Genomic DNA, 14,046 nt, shown 5'->3' on the forward strand with positions numbered 1-14,046 from the left:
GATCGTTATGCCGCGTTCGTTCGACATCTTGACCGACTCGCCCGCCAGCGTTGAACAGATTCATGCGGCGTTCAGCCGCGAGGACTATTGGCTAGCCCGCATCGCAGCAGGCGACGTCAATGGCACCACCACGCTGGATTCGCTGATCGTCGACGCCGACGGGACGGTGACCGTGCGCGCCACCCAGCACGTAGGTCGTCAACTGATACCCGGCGCGGTGGCGAAGTTTGTTCCCGGCGACGTGAAAATCGTGAGCTGCGAGACGTGGCGAGCGGTCGACAACGGCCAAGTGCGCGGAGAGTCGAGCGTGTCGGCAGCCGGCGGATTGGCATCAGGCCTTTCGGAAGTGTGGCTGAAGCCGGCGAGCAACGGTTCCCAAGTGCGCTACGCCGTGCGGGTGGAGGTGAAAATCCCGCTGGTGGGAGGCAAATTTGAGAAGGCCATCGGAGCGGGTTTGGCTCAGAGCATCCCTGCTGTTCACGAATTCACCGACGAGTGGATCGCTGAACATGGATGACACGGGCGCCTGAGACGTCACCGCAACCCCAACCGCTCTATCTACTGGCCGACAGTCAGCTGCTCTTCTGGAAGCGGCACAACCGACTGCTCCTCGACGCAGCCCTCGATGGGCTGGCTCAGAACACACCGCTCAGCGCGGCCTATATCGGTGCCTCCAACGGGGATCGGCTGGAGTTCTACGGGATCTTCGAGGCGGCGGTGGATGCGGTGGGAATCACCGACCGTCGAATGATTGATTCGTCGTTCGGACCAGACGACCGAGCTTTCCTGGGACGTGCCCAGTTGATCGTCCTGGCCGGAGGCGATGTGCGTCTCGGCTGGAACACGTTCGAGAGAACCGGCATGAAGGACGTGATCCTTACCCGGTACGCCCACGGGGCGGCCATAGTCGGCATTTCAGCGGGTGCAGTCCAGCTCGGACGCTATGGAATCGTCGACGCACCAGAATCCCCCGCGACCGAGCTGGTCGATGTGTTCAAGCTCGTCCCCGTGGTCATCGACACGCACGACGAGCAAGCCGAGTGGGCACGACTGTCGGCCGCGATTCACTTGTTGGAGGGAGCGGCGACCGGGCTCGGAATCCCCGCCGGCGGAGGCGTCATCGTGCACCCTGATGCCACCATCGAGCCGCTGCGGCGTCCCGCGCACGAATTTCGGTTCGAGGGCACTCGCGTCTCGCACTCACTGCAGTACGCCGACGACGGCAACTGAGTGGTTCGGCGGCCCGGGGACCGCTTTTTGAGGCGGACGATCGCGACTTGGTCCGCCAATTTGGTCTTACGGCAACCTTCTGCCCACAAACCCGCGATTTAGTACCCCGTCGTGAGGATCGTCACAGTACGCTATATGCCGACGTCTCCGCGCAGGGATGAGATCGTGGGGTTCGAAAATGGTCATTAGTCGGCCGGATCGGCTTCCTTGGGCCGCACGGGCATACACAGTGCCAACGACGATCGTTGGGTTAAGCGATAGGCATCCGTGGGCCGCGGTGGCGTTCGCGGTACCGCTGACGATTGTCGGCCTCGCCGGGGTGGCCACACACCCATCGTTGTTCGTACCGCTATTGGTTCTTGCCGCCGTGCTTTTGGTCGTGTTTGAGTTCTATCGAGACCAGCAAGTAGCAGCTGAGCCACGGGCGCGGATCGCGGCCGGAACCCAGAAGCGGAATTACCCATCGCGCATTGACCAAGCGGGGACACAGCCGAACCGCCCGTCGCGCACCGACGAAGCGAGGACGCAGGTGCAGAAGCTCCCGCAACCGGAGTTGGAGGCCGAGGCGCGGGCCCGGGCAGAAGCCGCCGAAGCCCAAGCCGAGGCAGCCAAGGCCGAAGCGCAGGCGGCCGAAGCGCGGGCCCGGGCAGAAGCCGCCGAAGCCCAAGCCCTGGCCGCCGAAGCCGAAGCGCTGGCCGCCGAAGCCGAAGCGCTGGCCGCCGAGGCACGGGCGCAGGCAGAAGCCGCTCATGCCCAAGCTCTGGCCGCCGAACCCGAAGCGCTGGCCGCCGAGGCACGGGCGGAAGCTGAAGCCGCCGAAGCCCAGGCCCTGGCCGCTGAGGCACGGGCACGGGAGAGGGCACGGGCAGAAGCCGCCGAAGCCGAAGCGCTCGCCGCCCAAGCCCGGGCACAGGCAGAAGCCGCCGAAGCCCAAGTTCTGGCCGCCGAGGCACGGGCGCAAGCAGAAGCCGCCCAAGCCCAAGCCCTCGCCGCCGAAGCACGGAAGCAGGCGGAAGCCGCCTTAGCCCAAGCCCGGGATGCCGAGGCACGGGCGCAAGCAGAAGTCACTGAAGCCCAAGCCCTCGCCGCCGAAGCTCGGGCACGGGCGCAGGCGCGGACAGAAGCCGCCCAAGCCCAAGCCCGGGCTGCCGAGGCACACGCGCAGGCAGAAGCCGCCGAAGTCCAAGCGCTGGCCGCCGAGGTGTGGGCTGGCGCAGAAGCCGCCGAAGCCCAAGCCCTCGCCGCCGAGGCACGGGCACGGGCAATCCAGCTCCGGCTCGAGGCGGAATCCAAGGCTAAGCGGCCTAACCGCGGGAACCAGCCTTAGGCGTACGAGTTGGGGCAGGTTCGCGGCGTCTTAGACGACCGGTGGAACCGGGCAATGCAGCACACCGCATACGGTTCGTAGCAGCTCAGACTCCTCCAGAGTGACGACCCGGTCGGCCATTATCGTTGTCACGACGGCGGCAACAAGGGTGGCCTTGTCGTTGCCTTCCAGCCCGTCGATCACCGGCCACACTTGTTCGAGCTCGAATATGTCCTTCACCGGTAGGAACGGAATCCGTGCCTGGGGGTACGCGACGGAGATTCCCGCCTGGAATGCCGCAGCCGCGACCCGTGGGTCGCTGTTGGCGTTTTGCGCCAGCACAGCGATGAGGCAGGAAACGGCGCTTTGGGCGCTAACCAGGCTCTGCCGCCGGCTCTTCCACGGCGACCCTGACGTCAGCGCCTCGTGCAAGCCGACGAAAACCAGTGTGCCGAGACAGTATTCAAATATGTCGATCTGACCGTCGGCCTTGATCAGTTCGCCGATAACCGACGTCATCGTTCGGGTCTCAGCCTCGGGGCGGCCACGCAAAGCGGGGAACGCGATGGATGCGAGGGGCAGGCGCAAGCTGGGGTCAAGCTGCACCAGCTCCGCCGAACATCGCCATGCCTCGTCGGCCACCTGCTTGCCGTGATACTCGGCAACGATCCGGTACTGAGCCTGCCGGACACTCTGGTTGCGGTCGAAGATAAGCCCGTAGATCAGCGGAACCGCAGTGGCGGAATTGTGCGCAAGGTCGGCTAGATGCTGCGGGATCGCCTTTCGCGTCCGCGCCCCCGCCTGGTAGGCAGCGTGGGTCGGGTTGCCAACCGCCGCCGCGTATTCGCGGGCATCGAGGCGGCGTTGCGGAGCTTGCTGTGGCGGCGCTACCCGTGCCGGCGCCGCCTGTGCCGGAGTCTCAGCGAAGCCCATGCGCGCGTCTTCTGCCAAGCCGTTCGGCGGCTGATAAGACCAGTGCTTGCGCAGCTCCTCGAGATTGCTGGGACTGAAGCTGGGTTCGAGCACCTGAATGCGCTTGAGGAGCGGCGGGTGGGTGGCGTACATCGACGAGAGCTTCAGGCCCTCGCCGAACAACATGTGGCTGACGTTTTCGGTCTTCGGGCTGCCCAGCCGGGAGCCGGCCTCTAGGCCACCGATCTTCTTCAGGGCGCCCGTTAGCCCGCTCGTCTGCCGCGTGTACTGGACCGCTGATGCATCGGCGAGATACTCGCGCTGGCGGGAAACGGCTGCTTTGATCAGCCGCCCGAAGAAGACTCCGATCCAGCCTGCCGCCATGACGACCAGACCGACCGCCCATAACGGGAGGCTGTTGTCGCGGTCGTTTCTCCGTCCGCCACCCGAATACCAGAGCATCCGGCCGATGACCGCCAACGCCGTGATACCCGCCAGCACGCCGATGAGTTTGAGGCTCAGCCGCATATCGCCATTCACGATGTGGCTGAACTCGTGGGCGATCACACCCTGCAGTTCGTCACGGTTTAGCCGGTCGAGCGAACCCTGGGTGACACATACGGCCGCGTCGGCCGGCGTGTATCCGGCGGCGAATGCGTTAATGCCCTGTTCCTGCGGCAGGTAAAAGAGCACGGGCACCGGTGTGCTGGACGCGATTGCAATTTCTTCGACTATGTTGCGGTACCGCTTGAGCTGTGGATCTGTCGGCATATCCGGGACACGTATCCCACCAAGGCTTTCAGCGACCTTGACCCCGCCGCCATGGCGCAGCATCAGCGTCCTGACAATCGACACCCCGCCAATCATCAGCAGCGTTGCACAGCTGACGACTATCGACAGCCCGATCAACTGCTGCGGAGTTGCCCCCTTCCGGGTCACCGTCGCTCCCAAGACGGCGAAGTTCACGATCGCGGTGATCGCGAGCACGGCCAAAATAAAAAGGAACACCAGTCTTTTCGACGCCGCGCGCACCTGTCGCTGACGCTCGAAGAAGTCCATGACCTAGATCAGAACTGGACGTGCGGGGCCTCGCGCACCTCCGGACCGGCTGCCTCGAGCGGCGCTGCCGCGGTGAAACCGAACATGCCCGCAAACAGAGCAGCCGGGAACACTTCGCGCTTGTTGTTGTAGTTCATCACCGAGTCGTTGTAGGCCTGGCGGGCGAAAGCAACGCGGTTCTCCGTCGAGGTCAGCTCCTCGGAGAGCTGCATCATGTTCTGGTTTGCCTTGAGGTCCGGGTACGCCTCACTCAGCGCAAACAGCCTGCCGAGGGCTCCGGTCAGTGCGCCTTCCGAGGCTGCCAGCTGATTCATGGCGTTGGGGTCTCCCGGGTTGGCGCTGGCTGCGGCCTGTGCCGTGATCGCGGAGTTGCGTGCCTGAATGACCGCCTCGAGGGTGCCGCGCTCGTGGGCCATGTATGCCTTCGCGGTTTCGACGAGGTTCGGGATCAGGTCGTGACGCCGGGTCAGCTGAACATCGATCTGCGCGAAAGCATTCTTATAGGCGTTCCGCAAGCGGACGAGCCCGTTGTAGATGCTCAACGCGGTGAACGCCAACAACAGGATGATCACCACGATTACGGCGATGAGGATAAGGGAGACGACCACTTGCTCCACCTTTGCTGTTAATGGGGACGGTCCGCCCCATGGTCCCACAATTGTGGGTTCGGGGGTGGCGAATGCGGGTTTGCTCGGATCGGCACACTAGCGGGATGGAAGGTTAGTCGCGCCCTGAGCCAGTCAGGATGCGTGCCGTGCCATCCATGCTGCGACCTGAGCTCGGGAGCTGAATCCCAGTTTGGCAAGGATTCGTTCGACGTGACCGTCGGCAGTTCGTTTGGCGATGACCAGTCGCTGTGCAATCTCGCGATTCGACAGTCCGCTTTCGACCAGCCCGGCGACTTCCAGTTCTCTTCTGGTAAGCGGCGTGCCCTCTGTTCGACCAACACCGTGGCTTTCATTGGCGCCCAACACCAAATCAATGACGTCGTCGAGTTTGTGGAACGCTTTTGCGGCATGGTCATGATCGGCAGACGGCGGTTCAACTTCAGACGTTGTGTGCCCTTCGTTGAAACTAGCCAGATGAGGGCCGAAGGCATCCAGGGATGTGCCGAGAGATCGAAAAACGTCTCCTGCTGCCCGCGACAGCTCCCCAGCACGATTGATCTGGTTGCGGTCGTAGGCAATCCATGAACACAGCGTTGCGGCGAGGGCGACGCTGATGCCGTCGGCCATTGCGCGCTGGGTCTTCAGTACCTCGTGGGCCAACCGTTCTGCCTCGTCCAGATGGCCCAGGGTCCAATGCGCGATACCCGCCGCGAAATCACAATATGCGTGTGCGTTTCGCTCGCCGTACTGCTCGCACAGCGATGCGGTGTCGCTGCTCATCTGCAGCGCTTCTTGGGCCCGTCCGCCGGCAGCGAGCGCGACGGCGAACATGTACCGGGCTGTGAGTTCCAGATAGCGGTTGCCCTGTGCGCAGTGCCCATCGAGCGCAAGTTGAAAGTCGCGCGTAGCACTTTCGAGGTCGCCGCTTAGCATTGCCAGCAGCGCACGCCAGTGGTGCACGTGTACATCAAGTCGAGGGCTCGCCAATTCGGTTGCGAGAATGGAAAGTTCGTTCAACAGCTGCCCGGCGCCGTGTTGATCCCCTTGCAGGAGTGCGATCCAGCTGGCTACCCAGAGGCACTCGCCCCGCATTGGCGAGGGCTCGGCAACGGTGGCCAGCATCGCCTCCATCCGCATGCGGCCCTCGGCGAGCCGACCACCGATGAGGTAGTGATAACGCAGGGACGCTAGGAGTTGCAACGCGGTCCGTTGTTCGCCGGCGGTGGCGACACTCCACTGAAGAGCCGCGACATAGCTGGCATGGTCAAGGCTCATCCGCTCTATCAGGACGTCTTGGCGCGGTCCGCACCATTGCCCCAACATCTGCTGGGCACGTTCCAGCATCGCGTCGCGGTGCCTGCGCTGAAGCTCGACCTTCTCCTCGGCTTGATCCGCAAGGTCGGCGGCCACTTCACGAATGGCTGCAGGGAGTCGGTACCGCATTGTGCCTGCGCCGCGGACGGTCGAAAGGATGGACTGTGCGACGAGGCGCTCGATGGAATCCAGGACGTCGTCCGAGCACAGCTCGCCAAAAGCACACACCGACTCGGCGAGCTCAAGGTCAAACGTTGCGGAGAATATCGACAGTCTGCGCCACAGCACCTGTGCCGTCTTCGGACACAGGGCGTAACTCCAGTCGACCATCGACCGTAATGACTGGTGTCGCGGGGCGGATGGTGTTCCGGCGGCTGTCAACGACGTGAGCCGCTGGCCGAACCGGTCAACCACCTGCTCGACTGTGAGCGCCCGCAGCTTGGCCGCTGCAAGCTCGATGGCTAACGGTAGTCCCTCCAATAGGCGACACAGCTCCACCACCGCAGCGGCATTGTCGGCGGTGAGCTCAAAGTCGGGGTCGACTGCGTAGGCACGTTCCACGAGCAGACTCACCGATCCGTCCGCGACCAACTGCTCGGCGGCAGTTCCCGGTTCTGGGACACTCAGCGGCAGCACCGGCCGAAGCATTTCACCGGCAATGCCAAGCGGCTCTCGGCTGGTGGCCACGACACGAACATGGGGAGCTCCGAGCAGTAGGACGGGCAGGGCAGCGCATACCGACGCCAAAACGTGCTCGCAATTGTCGAGGACCAAAAGCAGTCTGCGAGTTCCCAGGAAGGAAATCAGCTTCTCGCGCGGCGCGGTAGCCGACTGGTCACTGATACCAAGGGCACTGACGATCGCCGACTCGACCTCCGCGACTTCGGCCCCGATGCTCAGTTCAGCCAGGCACACCAGCCACACTCCGTCGGGAAAGCGATTACGTGCCCGATGGGCCAACTCCAAGGCCAGCCGGGTCTTGCCCACCCCACCGTGACCCGTGAGGGTCAACAATCGCGTATCCGACAAGGCTCGCTGTGCGGCGTCCAGGTCGTGTCTTCGGGCCACGAGCCGAGTTAGTGGTGGACCAACGGGCATCCCGCCTCGATGGCCCACCCCATCCGTCAAAAACAGAATCCTCTGACGGCCTGCTGGCGCGCGCTGGATGCCAGCTTGGCCGCTCCAGGGCACCACTTGCGACAGCGCAGATCCGCCGCCGTCAACCTCAGCACCCATTTGTACTGCCTGGACTGGCCGCGGCCGCCAAAGGTGATTTAGCGACCAACTCGACACCTAACGCCCTAGGCGGGCAGCTCTCGAGGACAGTGGCCCCCGATGAATTGGCCGCGAAGAGCCTCCACTGCCCCGGCACTCCCTTGAGCACATGCATACCGCGGTCCCGGAAGCCGATCCCGGAACCGTTGACCAAGTCCTTGACGGTGTTTGACACCAGGACCTCTCCAGCGTGCGCCAGAGCCGCGATCCGGGCTCCGGTGTGGACCGCGATTCCGCCGATGTCATCACCGCGCACTTCACATTCACCTGTGTGCAGACCACATCGAATGCCTATGCCCAGTTCTGGTATGCACTCTGCGAGCATGGCGGCCGACTGAACGCCGCAGCTGGGACGATCGAAGGTGGCCACAAACCCGTCGCCGGTGTGCCTGACGACACGACCGCGGAAGCGCGCGATCGCAGCCGACGCGACCTCATCATGGCGCTTGAGCAGCTCTAACCAATTGCGATCTCCGAGTTGGGCAGCGTATCGGGTCGAATCGACAATGTCGGTGAACAGGACCGTGGCCAGAACCCGATCGCGGCCGTGCTCGCTGCCGATGGCCGACATTCGCGCTTGAGCAAGCTCGGCGACGATGCCGAGCCCAATGCCTTCCTTTCCCCCTTTTGGGTCGGCGCCGGCTGCGTCCTGGATTACGTGCTCGACGAAAGCGTCGAGAGCCCGTAGCCGTTCGTCGTCGGCGCTCACCTGGATCAGCCAGGCTTTCAGCACCTCATACTCCACCTCGGTCAAGCTGTGCCGTCGCACAAAGTCGTACGCTGCGGTCAACAGCGCCGAGACCAGATGCTCGACGCATTCGGCGCAGCCCGGTTCCATGTCGCCGGTGTTTCGCGAGAAGCGTGCGGTAGCTGAGCCCCCGCCACGCGCGGCGGCTCGTGACGCCGTGAGCTTGGTCATTGCGTTACTCCTATAAGCCGTCTGGCGGTAGTACCTGAATTTGTCTTCCCTGACCTGGATTTCGAAATCTGGTTGCCTAGGCAATGGCTGCCGCGGCGTTGAGTTCGTCGCCCGCTAGCAGTGGGGCAAGGAAGTCGGAGATGGCGTCCTGGATCTCCGCCGCACGCGGGATTACACCTGACAACGAGAAGGTGGCGTGAAATAGTCCCTCGAAGCGGCGGCAGACGGTAGGCACTCCGGCCGTCGATAGTGCCTCCGCGTATTTTTCGCCTTCGTCGCGGAGCGGGTCCACCTCCATGGTGATCACCAAAGCCGGTGGCAGACCGGTTAAGTCACTGGCTCGTGCCGGAGCAGCCCACGCCGACATCGCGTTGTCAGGTTCACCTAGATATAGCGCTCCCATGCGCTGACCGACTTTCGTCGTCAGGATCGGCGCGTGTGCAAAGTCTGTGCGGGATTGGGTGTTTGCGAGAAAGTCAGTTGGAGGTGTGACGAGCACCTGCGCGCGCAAACGCGGTCCCCCTTCGTCTCGGAGTCGTATCGCCGCGACCGCCGCGAGATTCGCCCCCGCGCTTTCCCCACCTACGGCGATCCGCAGGGGGTCACCGCCATATTCAGCAATATGGTCGGCGGCCCAGCGCAATACCGCGACGGTATCGTCGGTCGCCGCTGGAAACGGATGCTCCGGAGCGAGTCGGTAATCCGGTGAAACAACGAGTGCACCCAGGCGGCGGGCCAAACTGGCACACGGCTCGTCCCAGGAGTCGAGGCTGCCGCCGATAAAACCTCCGCCGTGAATGAGGACCACGACCGGTAGCGAGCCGTCAACGGCTGGCCGATACAAGCGCGCGGTCCGCTCGCCTCCCTCGATCGGGTACACCGTGTCGTCAATCTTGACATCAGGCGGCAGCGGTAGCTGCATCAGCTTGAAGCTCTCCATCGCGTCACGAGCCTCGGCAAGCGAACAGTCCTCAAGAGGCTTGGCGCCCGTGTTCAGCAGGCCGGAAACGAATAGCACCGCTGACGCGTCGAGCCTGAGCAGGCTCGGCACACCCCGGTCGTAGCCATCAAACGAAAAGCCGCCGTACCCGCTGGCCTCGACTTCGCCGCAGATTGCGAGGTACATCGGTGTGCCGGTGAACAGCGAAACGGGCCTGCGCGGCTTGCCGGGAATGTTGTCGCCCATGAACCAGGTGTTTGCCTGCGAGAACAGGGTTGCGTCGGCAACCCCTCGGACCAAACCGTCATACCGGTCCTCGGCCTCAACGGTCGCCTCGCCGGTGACGTAATCGTGGAAGTCCATGTAGGCGACCAAGCCGGCGACGAAGTCCACGTTGTCCTCAATTGCGAGCGGATTGTTGAAGACCGCCGCCGCGCCCTGAGGACCGTTGATGTGGAACAGGTTCGGGAAACCATGAGTGGCCATCCCAAGGTAGGCACGTTGCCCGTCCATCCAATGGTCGGTCAATTTCTGGCCGTTACGGCCCAGGACTCCCATCCGCGCTAAGGCGCCCGCGCCGATATCGAAGCCGGTGGCCAGCACGATCACATCGAATTCGTATTCCTTTGCAGTAGTGGCGATTCCCCGCTCGGTGATCTGGACAATCGGCGTCGCCCGGGCGTCGATCAGCTTGACGTGCGGTAAGTTGAACGCCTCGTAGTAGCCGATCTCGAATGGAGCCCGCTTGCTACCGTAAGGATGATCCTTGGGGCACAACAGCTCTGCGACGTCCGGGTCGTTCACTCGTTCGCGGATACGATCCCGGATGTATTCCGCCGCAGTCGCGTTCGCGGCGGGGCTGGTCATCAAGTCGAAATAAGTCGATGCGAGCATCCGCATACCCCCGCCGTAGTACCGGTCGTAGACGCTACGGCGTTCCTCAGGTGTGTCCATCAGCGCCGATTTCACCGCTCGCGGGTAAGGCACACCCCCTTGACGACGGCGCGCCTCGACGCGCGTGGTCGGGAAATCAGCTACGGCTTGTTGGAATTCGTCATCGGTGAGCGGCCCATTGCTCAGCGGGCAGGCGAAATTCGCGGAGCGCTGGAACACCGTCAGCTGCGCGACCTGTGGGGCAATGGTTTGAATTACCTGAATGCCGGTCGAACCAGTGCCGACCACAGCGACGCGCTTCCCGGCAAGGTCGACTCCATCGGTCGGCCATTGGCTGGTATGCATCACCGTGCCCGCGAAATCGTCTCGTCCCGGGAAGTCGTCTTTCTTGATGACCTCAAACGAGCCTGCTGCGTTGACAAAGAATCGGGCAGTTGTGGTCGTACCGTCGTCGGCTCCGACAACCCAGTGTTGGGCGTCGTCGTCCCAGGCTGCCGATACGACGCGGGTGCGGAACGCATAACTGCGACGCAGGTCGAAGCGATCCGCCACATGCTCCAGATAGGCCAGGATCTCTGGCTGCGCGGCCCATCGCTCTGTCCAGCGCCATTCCCGCTGCAGATCTTCGTCGAAAGTGTAAGAGTAGTAAACACTTTCGAAGTCACAGCGTGCCCCTGGGTAACGGTTCCAGTACCACACACCCCCTGGGCCGTCACCCGCCTCGAAGCATCGCACTGACAACCCTTGAAGGTTGCGTAGCCGGTGGGTGGCGTATAGACCGGAAAAACCGGCGCCGACGATCACTACATCAACATCTGTGTTAGCCATTCCGCCAGCATGCTGGTCTCAGCAGCGTCGGCACATCGGTGCAAAGACCCCTTCCATACCTGTTCATATACCTGCTTTTGCAACGCCGAGCGCTGCCGAGAGCGTTGTTGCGCGAGAGTTATCCGCGTGTTCAGCTGGTCGCGGTCGCCCCACGAAACTGCTGCTTTGACTATTGAGCGCCCGTAGCCCGCCGGGCGGCGTAATGCTTCCGCGACTCAACCGGCGGAGTTTGAGTGAAAAATGGTCAGCAACGTCAATTTATAACGGGACGTAAACTAAGCCGTATGCTGCTGTTTGACCGGGCTTTTAAGAGGCTTATCAAGCAGGGCGAGCTGATCGTTTCCGACGCGGACGGCAAGGTCTATCGCTACGGTGCGCCCTATCCCGGCCGCGATCCGGTCGCGATCCGCCTCACCACCAAATCCACCCCGCGCAAGATCGTGATGGCGCCCTCATTGGGCGCGGGCGAGGCCTATATGGATGGCCGGCTGGTGATGGAGCAGGGCGACATCCACGCTTTGCTGGACCTCGTCACTTGGAACAATCGCTGGGAAAAGCGCAGCGACTTGCGCAACGTCGAAGCCAAGTCGCGCCTCCCCGGCGATCCGCTCGGCTGGCTGCGCACCCATAACCAGGTGCGGCGCTCGAAGCGCAACGTCGCGCATCACTATGACCTGTCGGCGCGCCTCTACGATCTCTTTCTCGACGCCGACCGCCAATACAGCTGCGCCTATTTCACCGATCGCGACAATCCGCTCGAGCAGGCGCAACTCGACAAGAAGGCGCACATCGCCGCCAAGCTTTTCCTCAAACCCGGCATGAAGGTGCTCGATATCGGCTGCGGCTGGGGCGGGATGGCGCTCTTCCTGCACGAGAAAACAGGGGTCGAGGTACTCGGCATCACGCTTTCGGAAGAGCAACTCAAGATCGCGCGCGAGCGGGCCCAGAAAGCCGGCGTCGCCGACAAGGTGAAATTTGAGCTGATCGATTATCGCAACGTCACCGGCAAATATGATCGGATTGTGTCGGTCGGCATGTACGAGCATGTCGGTCCGGCTTATTTCCGTACCTTTATGGCCAAATGCCGCTCATTGCTGGTCGAGGACGGGGTAATGCTCCTCCATACCATCGGCCGCATCGGTACCCGGCGCGCGACCGACAGGTGGACCACGAAATATATCTTCCCCGGCGGCTATATCCCCACCCTGTCGGAAATGTCCGAGGCCGCCGAGTCTGCGTGGATGTGCACAAGCGACGTCGAGACGCTGCGGCTCCATTATGGCTACACGCTGGAACATTGGCTGCGGCGTACGCAGGCGCACAAAGCCGAGATCGTCGCCATGTATGACGACCGCTTCTATCGGATGTGGGAGTTCTACCTCGCGGGAGCGATGGTCGGCTTCTTCAACCGTGCGATGGTTAACTACCAGGTCCAATACATCCGCGACCGCAACGCTTTGCCGATCACGCGCGACTATATGGCCGAGGCCGAGGCGCGGCTGAAGGTTTGACCCGTTCAATCGGTTGGAGAGCGGCTCCGCTTGTTCGTCCGCAGTGAGGCCGTGGTGCCCGTCCGCACTGGAGATGCTGTAAAGCGTCGGCTAATTCGCCTGTCGCCAAGGCAAACTCACAACATTGTTCGTAGCACAGGAGAGTCTGCACCAGGTTCAGGTGAGGTGAGCCCGTCGTGGTGGTCCAGTCGTTGTGGGACTCTGTTGGCCGAGTGTTCGGGCAGGAAGAATCGACGACGACATGGCATCGAACAAGCGCCGGCGGCATACGCCAGATCAGATCATCCGCAAGCTCGCCGAGGGCAACAAGCTGCTCGCGTCGGGTCAGGAGCCGGCTGAGGTGTGCCGGCATCTGGAGGTTGCGGAATCCACGTGGCACCGCTGGATGGCCCAGTACGGCGGCATGAAGGCCAACGCCGCTAAGCGGCTCAAGGAACTCGAAGCCGAGAACGCCCGACTCAAGAAACTGCTGGCCAACCAGGCCCTCGACATCGACATGCTCAGGGAGATCTCGGCGGGAAACTTCTAACCCCGAGCCGCAAGCGCTGTGCCGTTACGGCGTTGCGCGACCGGTTCGGGGTGTCTGAGCGCCGCGCGTGCACCGTGGTGGGCATCCACCGCTCCACGATGCGCCTGACCCCGCCGCCGATCACCACCGAGGAGGCCGAGTTGCGGGCCTGGCTGCGCCGGTTCTCCACCGAGCGGCCCCGTTGGGGGTGGCGGCGAGCCGCGAAGATGGCCCGCCGCGCCGGGTGGCAGGTCAACAACAAGCGCATCCACCGGCTGTGGCGTGCGGAGGGCCTGCGGGTCCCGCAGCGCCGCCGCAAGAAACGGTTGACCGGTATCGGTGTCGCTGCGGGCGCGATGTCGCCGATTCGCCCGAATGCCATCTGGGCGATGGACTTTCAGTTCGACACGACCGCCGACCGCCGTGTTTTGAAGATGTTGAACGTGATAGACGAGTTCACCCGTGAAGCGCTCGCGATCGAGGTTGATCGCCACATCGGCGCCGACGGTGTCGTCGAGGTACTGGATCGACTGGCTCTCACCCACGGGGCGCCGCACTACGTGTGGTTCGACAACGGCCCGGAGTTCGTGGCGCACGCCGTGCATGACTGGTGCCGATTCCACTGTGCTGGCTCACTTTTCATCGATCCAGGGTCGCCGTGGCAGAACGCCTGGATCGAGTCGTTCAACGGCCGGCTGCGAGACGAATTGCTCAACGCGTGGCGCTTCGACTCCCTGCTGGA

9 protein-coding genes and 1 pseudogene are annotated in these 14,046 nt (G+C 63.2%); 5 read left to right on the forward strand and 5 right to left on the reverse strand.

Annotation, left to right across the window (positions count from 1 at the left end; translation table 11 throughout):
- Window positions 1-7 precede the first annotated feature (7 nt).
- From AC5Y21_RS24055 to AC5Y21_RS24065, 3 genes are all read left to right on the forward strand, one after another.
- Window positions 8-517 carry a DUF2505 domain-containing protein gene (locus tag AC5Y21_RS24055; protein ID WP_499916286.1) on the forward strand — a complete coding sequence of 170 codons (510 nt, stop codon included), beginning with the start codon at window positions 8-10 and terminating at the stop codon, window positions 515-517.
- Complete coding sequence (locus AC5Y21_RS24060) at window positions 514-1,230, forward strand: Type 1 glutamine amidotransferase-like domain-containing protein (RefSeq protein ID WP_499916288.1); 717 nt, start codon at window positions 514-516, stop codon at window positions 1,228-1,230. The genes AC5Y21_RS24055 and AC5Y21_RS24060 overlap by 4 nt, the downstream gene beginning before the upstream one ends.
- A gap of 529 nt (window positions 1,231-1,759) precedes the next feature.
- Window positions 1,760-2,557, forward strand: a complete 798-nt coding sequence (locus AC5Y21_RS24065; RefSeq protein WP_499916290.1) for a hypothetical protein — start codon at window positions 1,760-1,762, stop codon at window positions 2,555-2,557.
- A gap of 30 nt (window positions 2,558-2,587) precedes the next feature.
- Here AC5Y21_RS24065 and AC5Y21_RS24070 read toward each other — a convergent pair whose 3' ends face one another.
- The 5 genes from AC5Y21_RS24070 to AC5Y21_RS24090 form a co-directional block, all read right to left on the reverse strand.
- A complete protein-coding gene (locus AC5Y21_RS24070) occupies window positions 2,588-4,507 on the reverse strand; it encodes a M48 family metallopeptidase (protein WP_499916291.1) in 1,920 nt (639 codons plus the stop codon).
- 8 nt (window positions 4,508-4,515) lie between these two features.
- Window positions 4,516-5,115, reverse strand: coding sequence for a LemA family protein (locus tag AC5Y21_RS24075; protein WP_499916293.1), 600 nt, complete (start codon window positions 5,113-5,115; stop codon window positions 4,516-4,518).
- Window positions 5,116-5,247: 132 nt separating this feature from the next.
- Window positions 5,248-7,497 (reverse strand): ATP-binding protein, encoded by a 2,250-nt coding sequence (locus tag AC5Y21_RS24080; protein ID WP_499916295.1) that lies wholly within the window; start codon window positions 7,495-7,497, stop codon window positions 5,248-5,250.
- A 157-nt stretch (window positions 7,498-7,654) separates the two neighbouring features.
- Window positions 7,655-8,623 (reverse strand): adenylate/guanylate cyclase domain-containing protein, encoded by a 969-nt coding sequence (locus tag AC5Y21_RS24085; RefSeq protein WP_499916297.1) that lies wholly within the window; start codon window positions 8,621-8,623, stop codon window positions 7,655-7,657.
- Window positions 8,624-8,699: 76 nt separating this feature from the next.
- Window positions 8,700-11,285 carry a flavin-containing monooxygenase gene (locus AC5Y21_RS24090; RefSeq protein ID WP_499916299.1) on the reverse strand — a complete coding sequence of 862 codons (2,586 nt, stop codon included), beginning with the start codon at window positions 11,283-11,285 and terminating at the stop codon, window positions 8,700-8,702.
- A gap of 284 nt (window positions 11,286-11,569) precedes the next feature.
- On the opposite strand from AC5Y21_RS24090, the gene AC5Y21_RS24095 reads away from it, so the two are divergent.
- Together AC5Y21_RS24095 and AC5Y21_RS24100 are read left to right on the forward strand one after the other, a co-directional pair.
- A complete protein-coding gene (locus AC5Y21_RS24095; RefSeq protein WP_499916301.1) occupies window positions 11,570-12,796 on the forward strand; it encodes a class I SAM-dependent methyltransferase in 1,227 nt (408 codons plus the stop codon).
- Window positions 12,797-13,037: 241 nt separating this feature from the next.
- Window positions 13,038-14,046: pseudogene (locus tag AC5Y21_RS24100) on the forward strand (IS3 family transposase); the annotation flags it as partial.

Source organism: Mycobacterium sp. NGS41, from assembly GCF_059812725.1.

What these genes read in the sequence shown, in the direction of transcription:
- AC5Y21_RS24055 (WP_499916286.1), top strand. Translation starts at nt 8, where the DNA reads ATGCCGCGTTCGTTCGACATCTTGACCGACTCGCCCGCCAGCGTTGAA.
- AC5Y21_RS24060 (WP_499916288.1), top strand. Translation starts at nt 514, where the DNA reads ATGACACGGGCGCCTGAGACGTCACCGCAACCCCAACCGCTCTATCTA.
- AC5Y21_RS24070 (WP_499916291.1), bottom strand. Translation starts at nt 4,507, where the DNA reads ATGGACTTCTTCGAGCGTCAGCGACAGGTGCGCGCGGCGTCGAAAAGA.
- AC5Y21_RS24085 (WP_499916297.1), bottom strand. Translation starts at nt 8,623, where the DNA reads ATGACCAAGCTCACGGCGTCACGAGCCGCCGCGCGTGGCGGGGGCTCA.
- AC5Y21_RS24090 (WP_499916299.1), bottom strand. Translation starts at nt 11,285, where the DNA reads ATGGCTAACACAGATGTTGATGTAGTGATCGTCGGCGCCGGTTTTTCC.
- AC5Y21_RS24095 (WP_499916301.1), top strand. Translation starts at nt 11,570, where the DNA reads ATGCTGCTGTTTGACCGGGCTTTTAAGAGGCTTATCAAGCAGGGCGAG.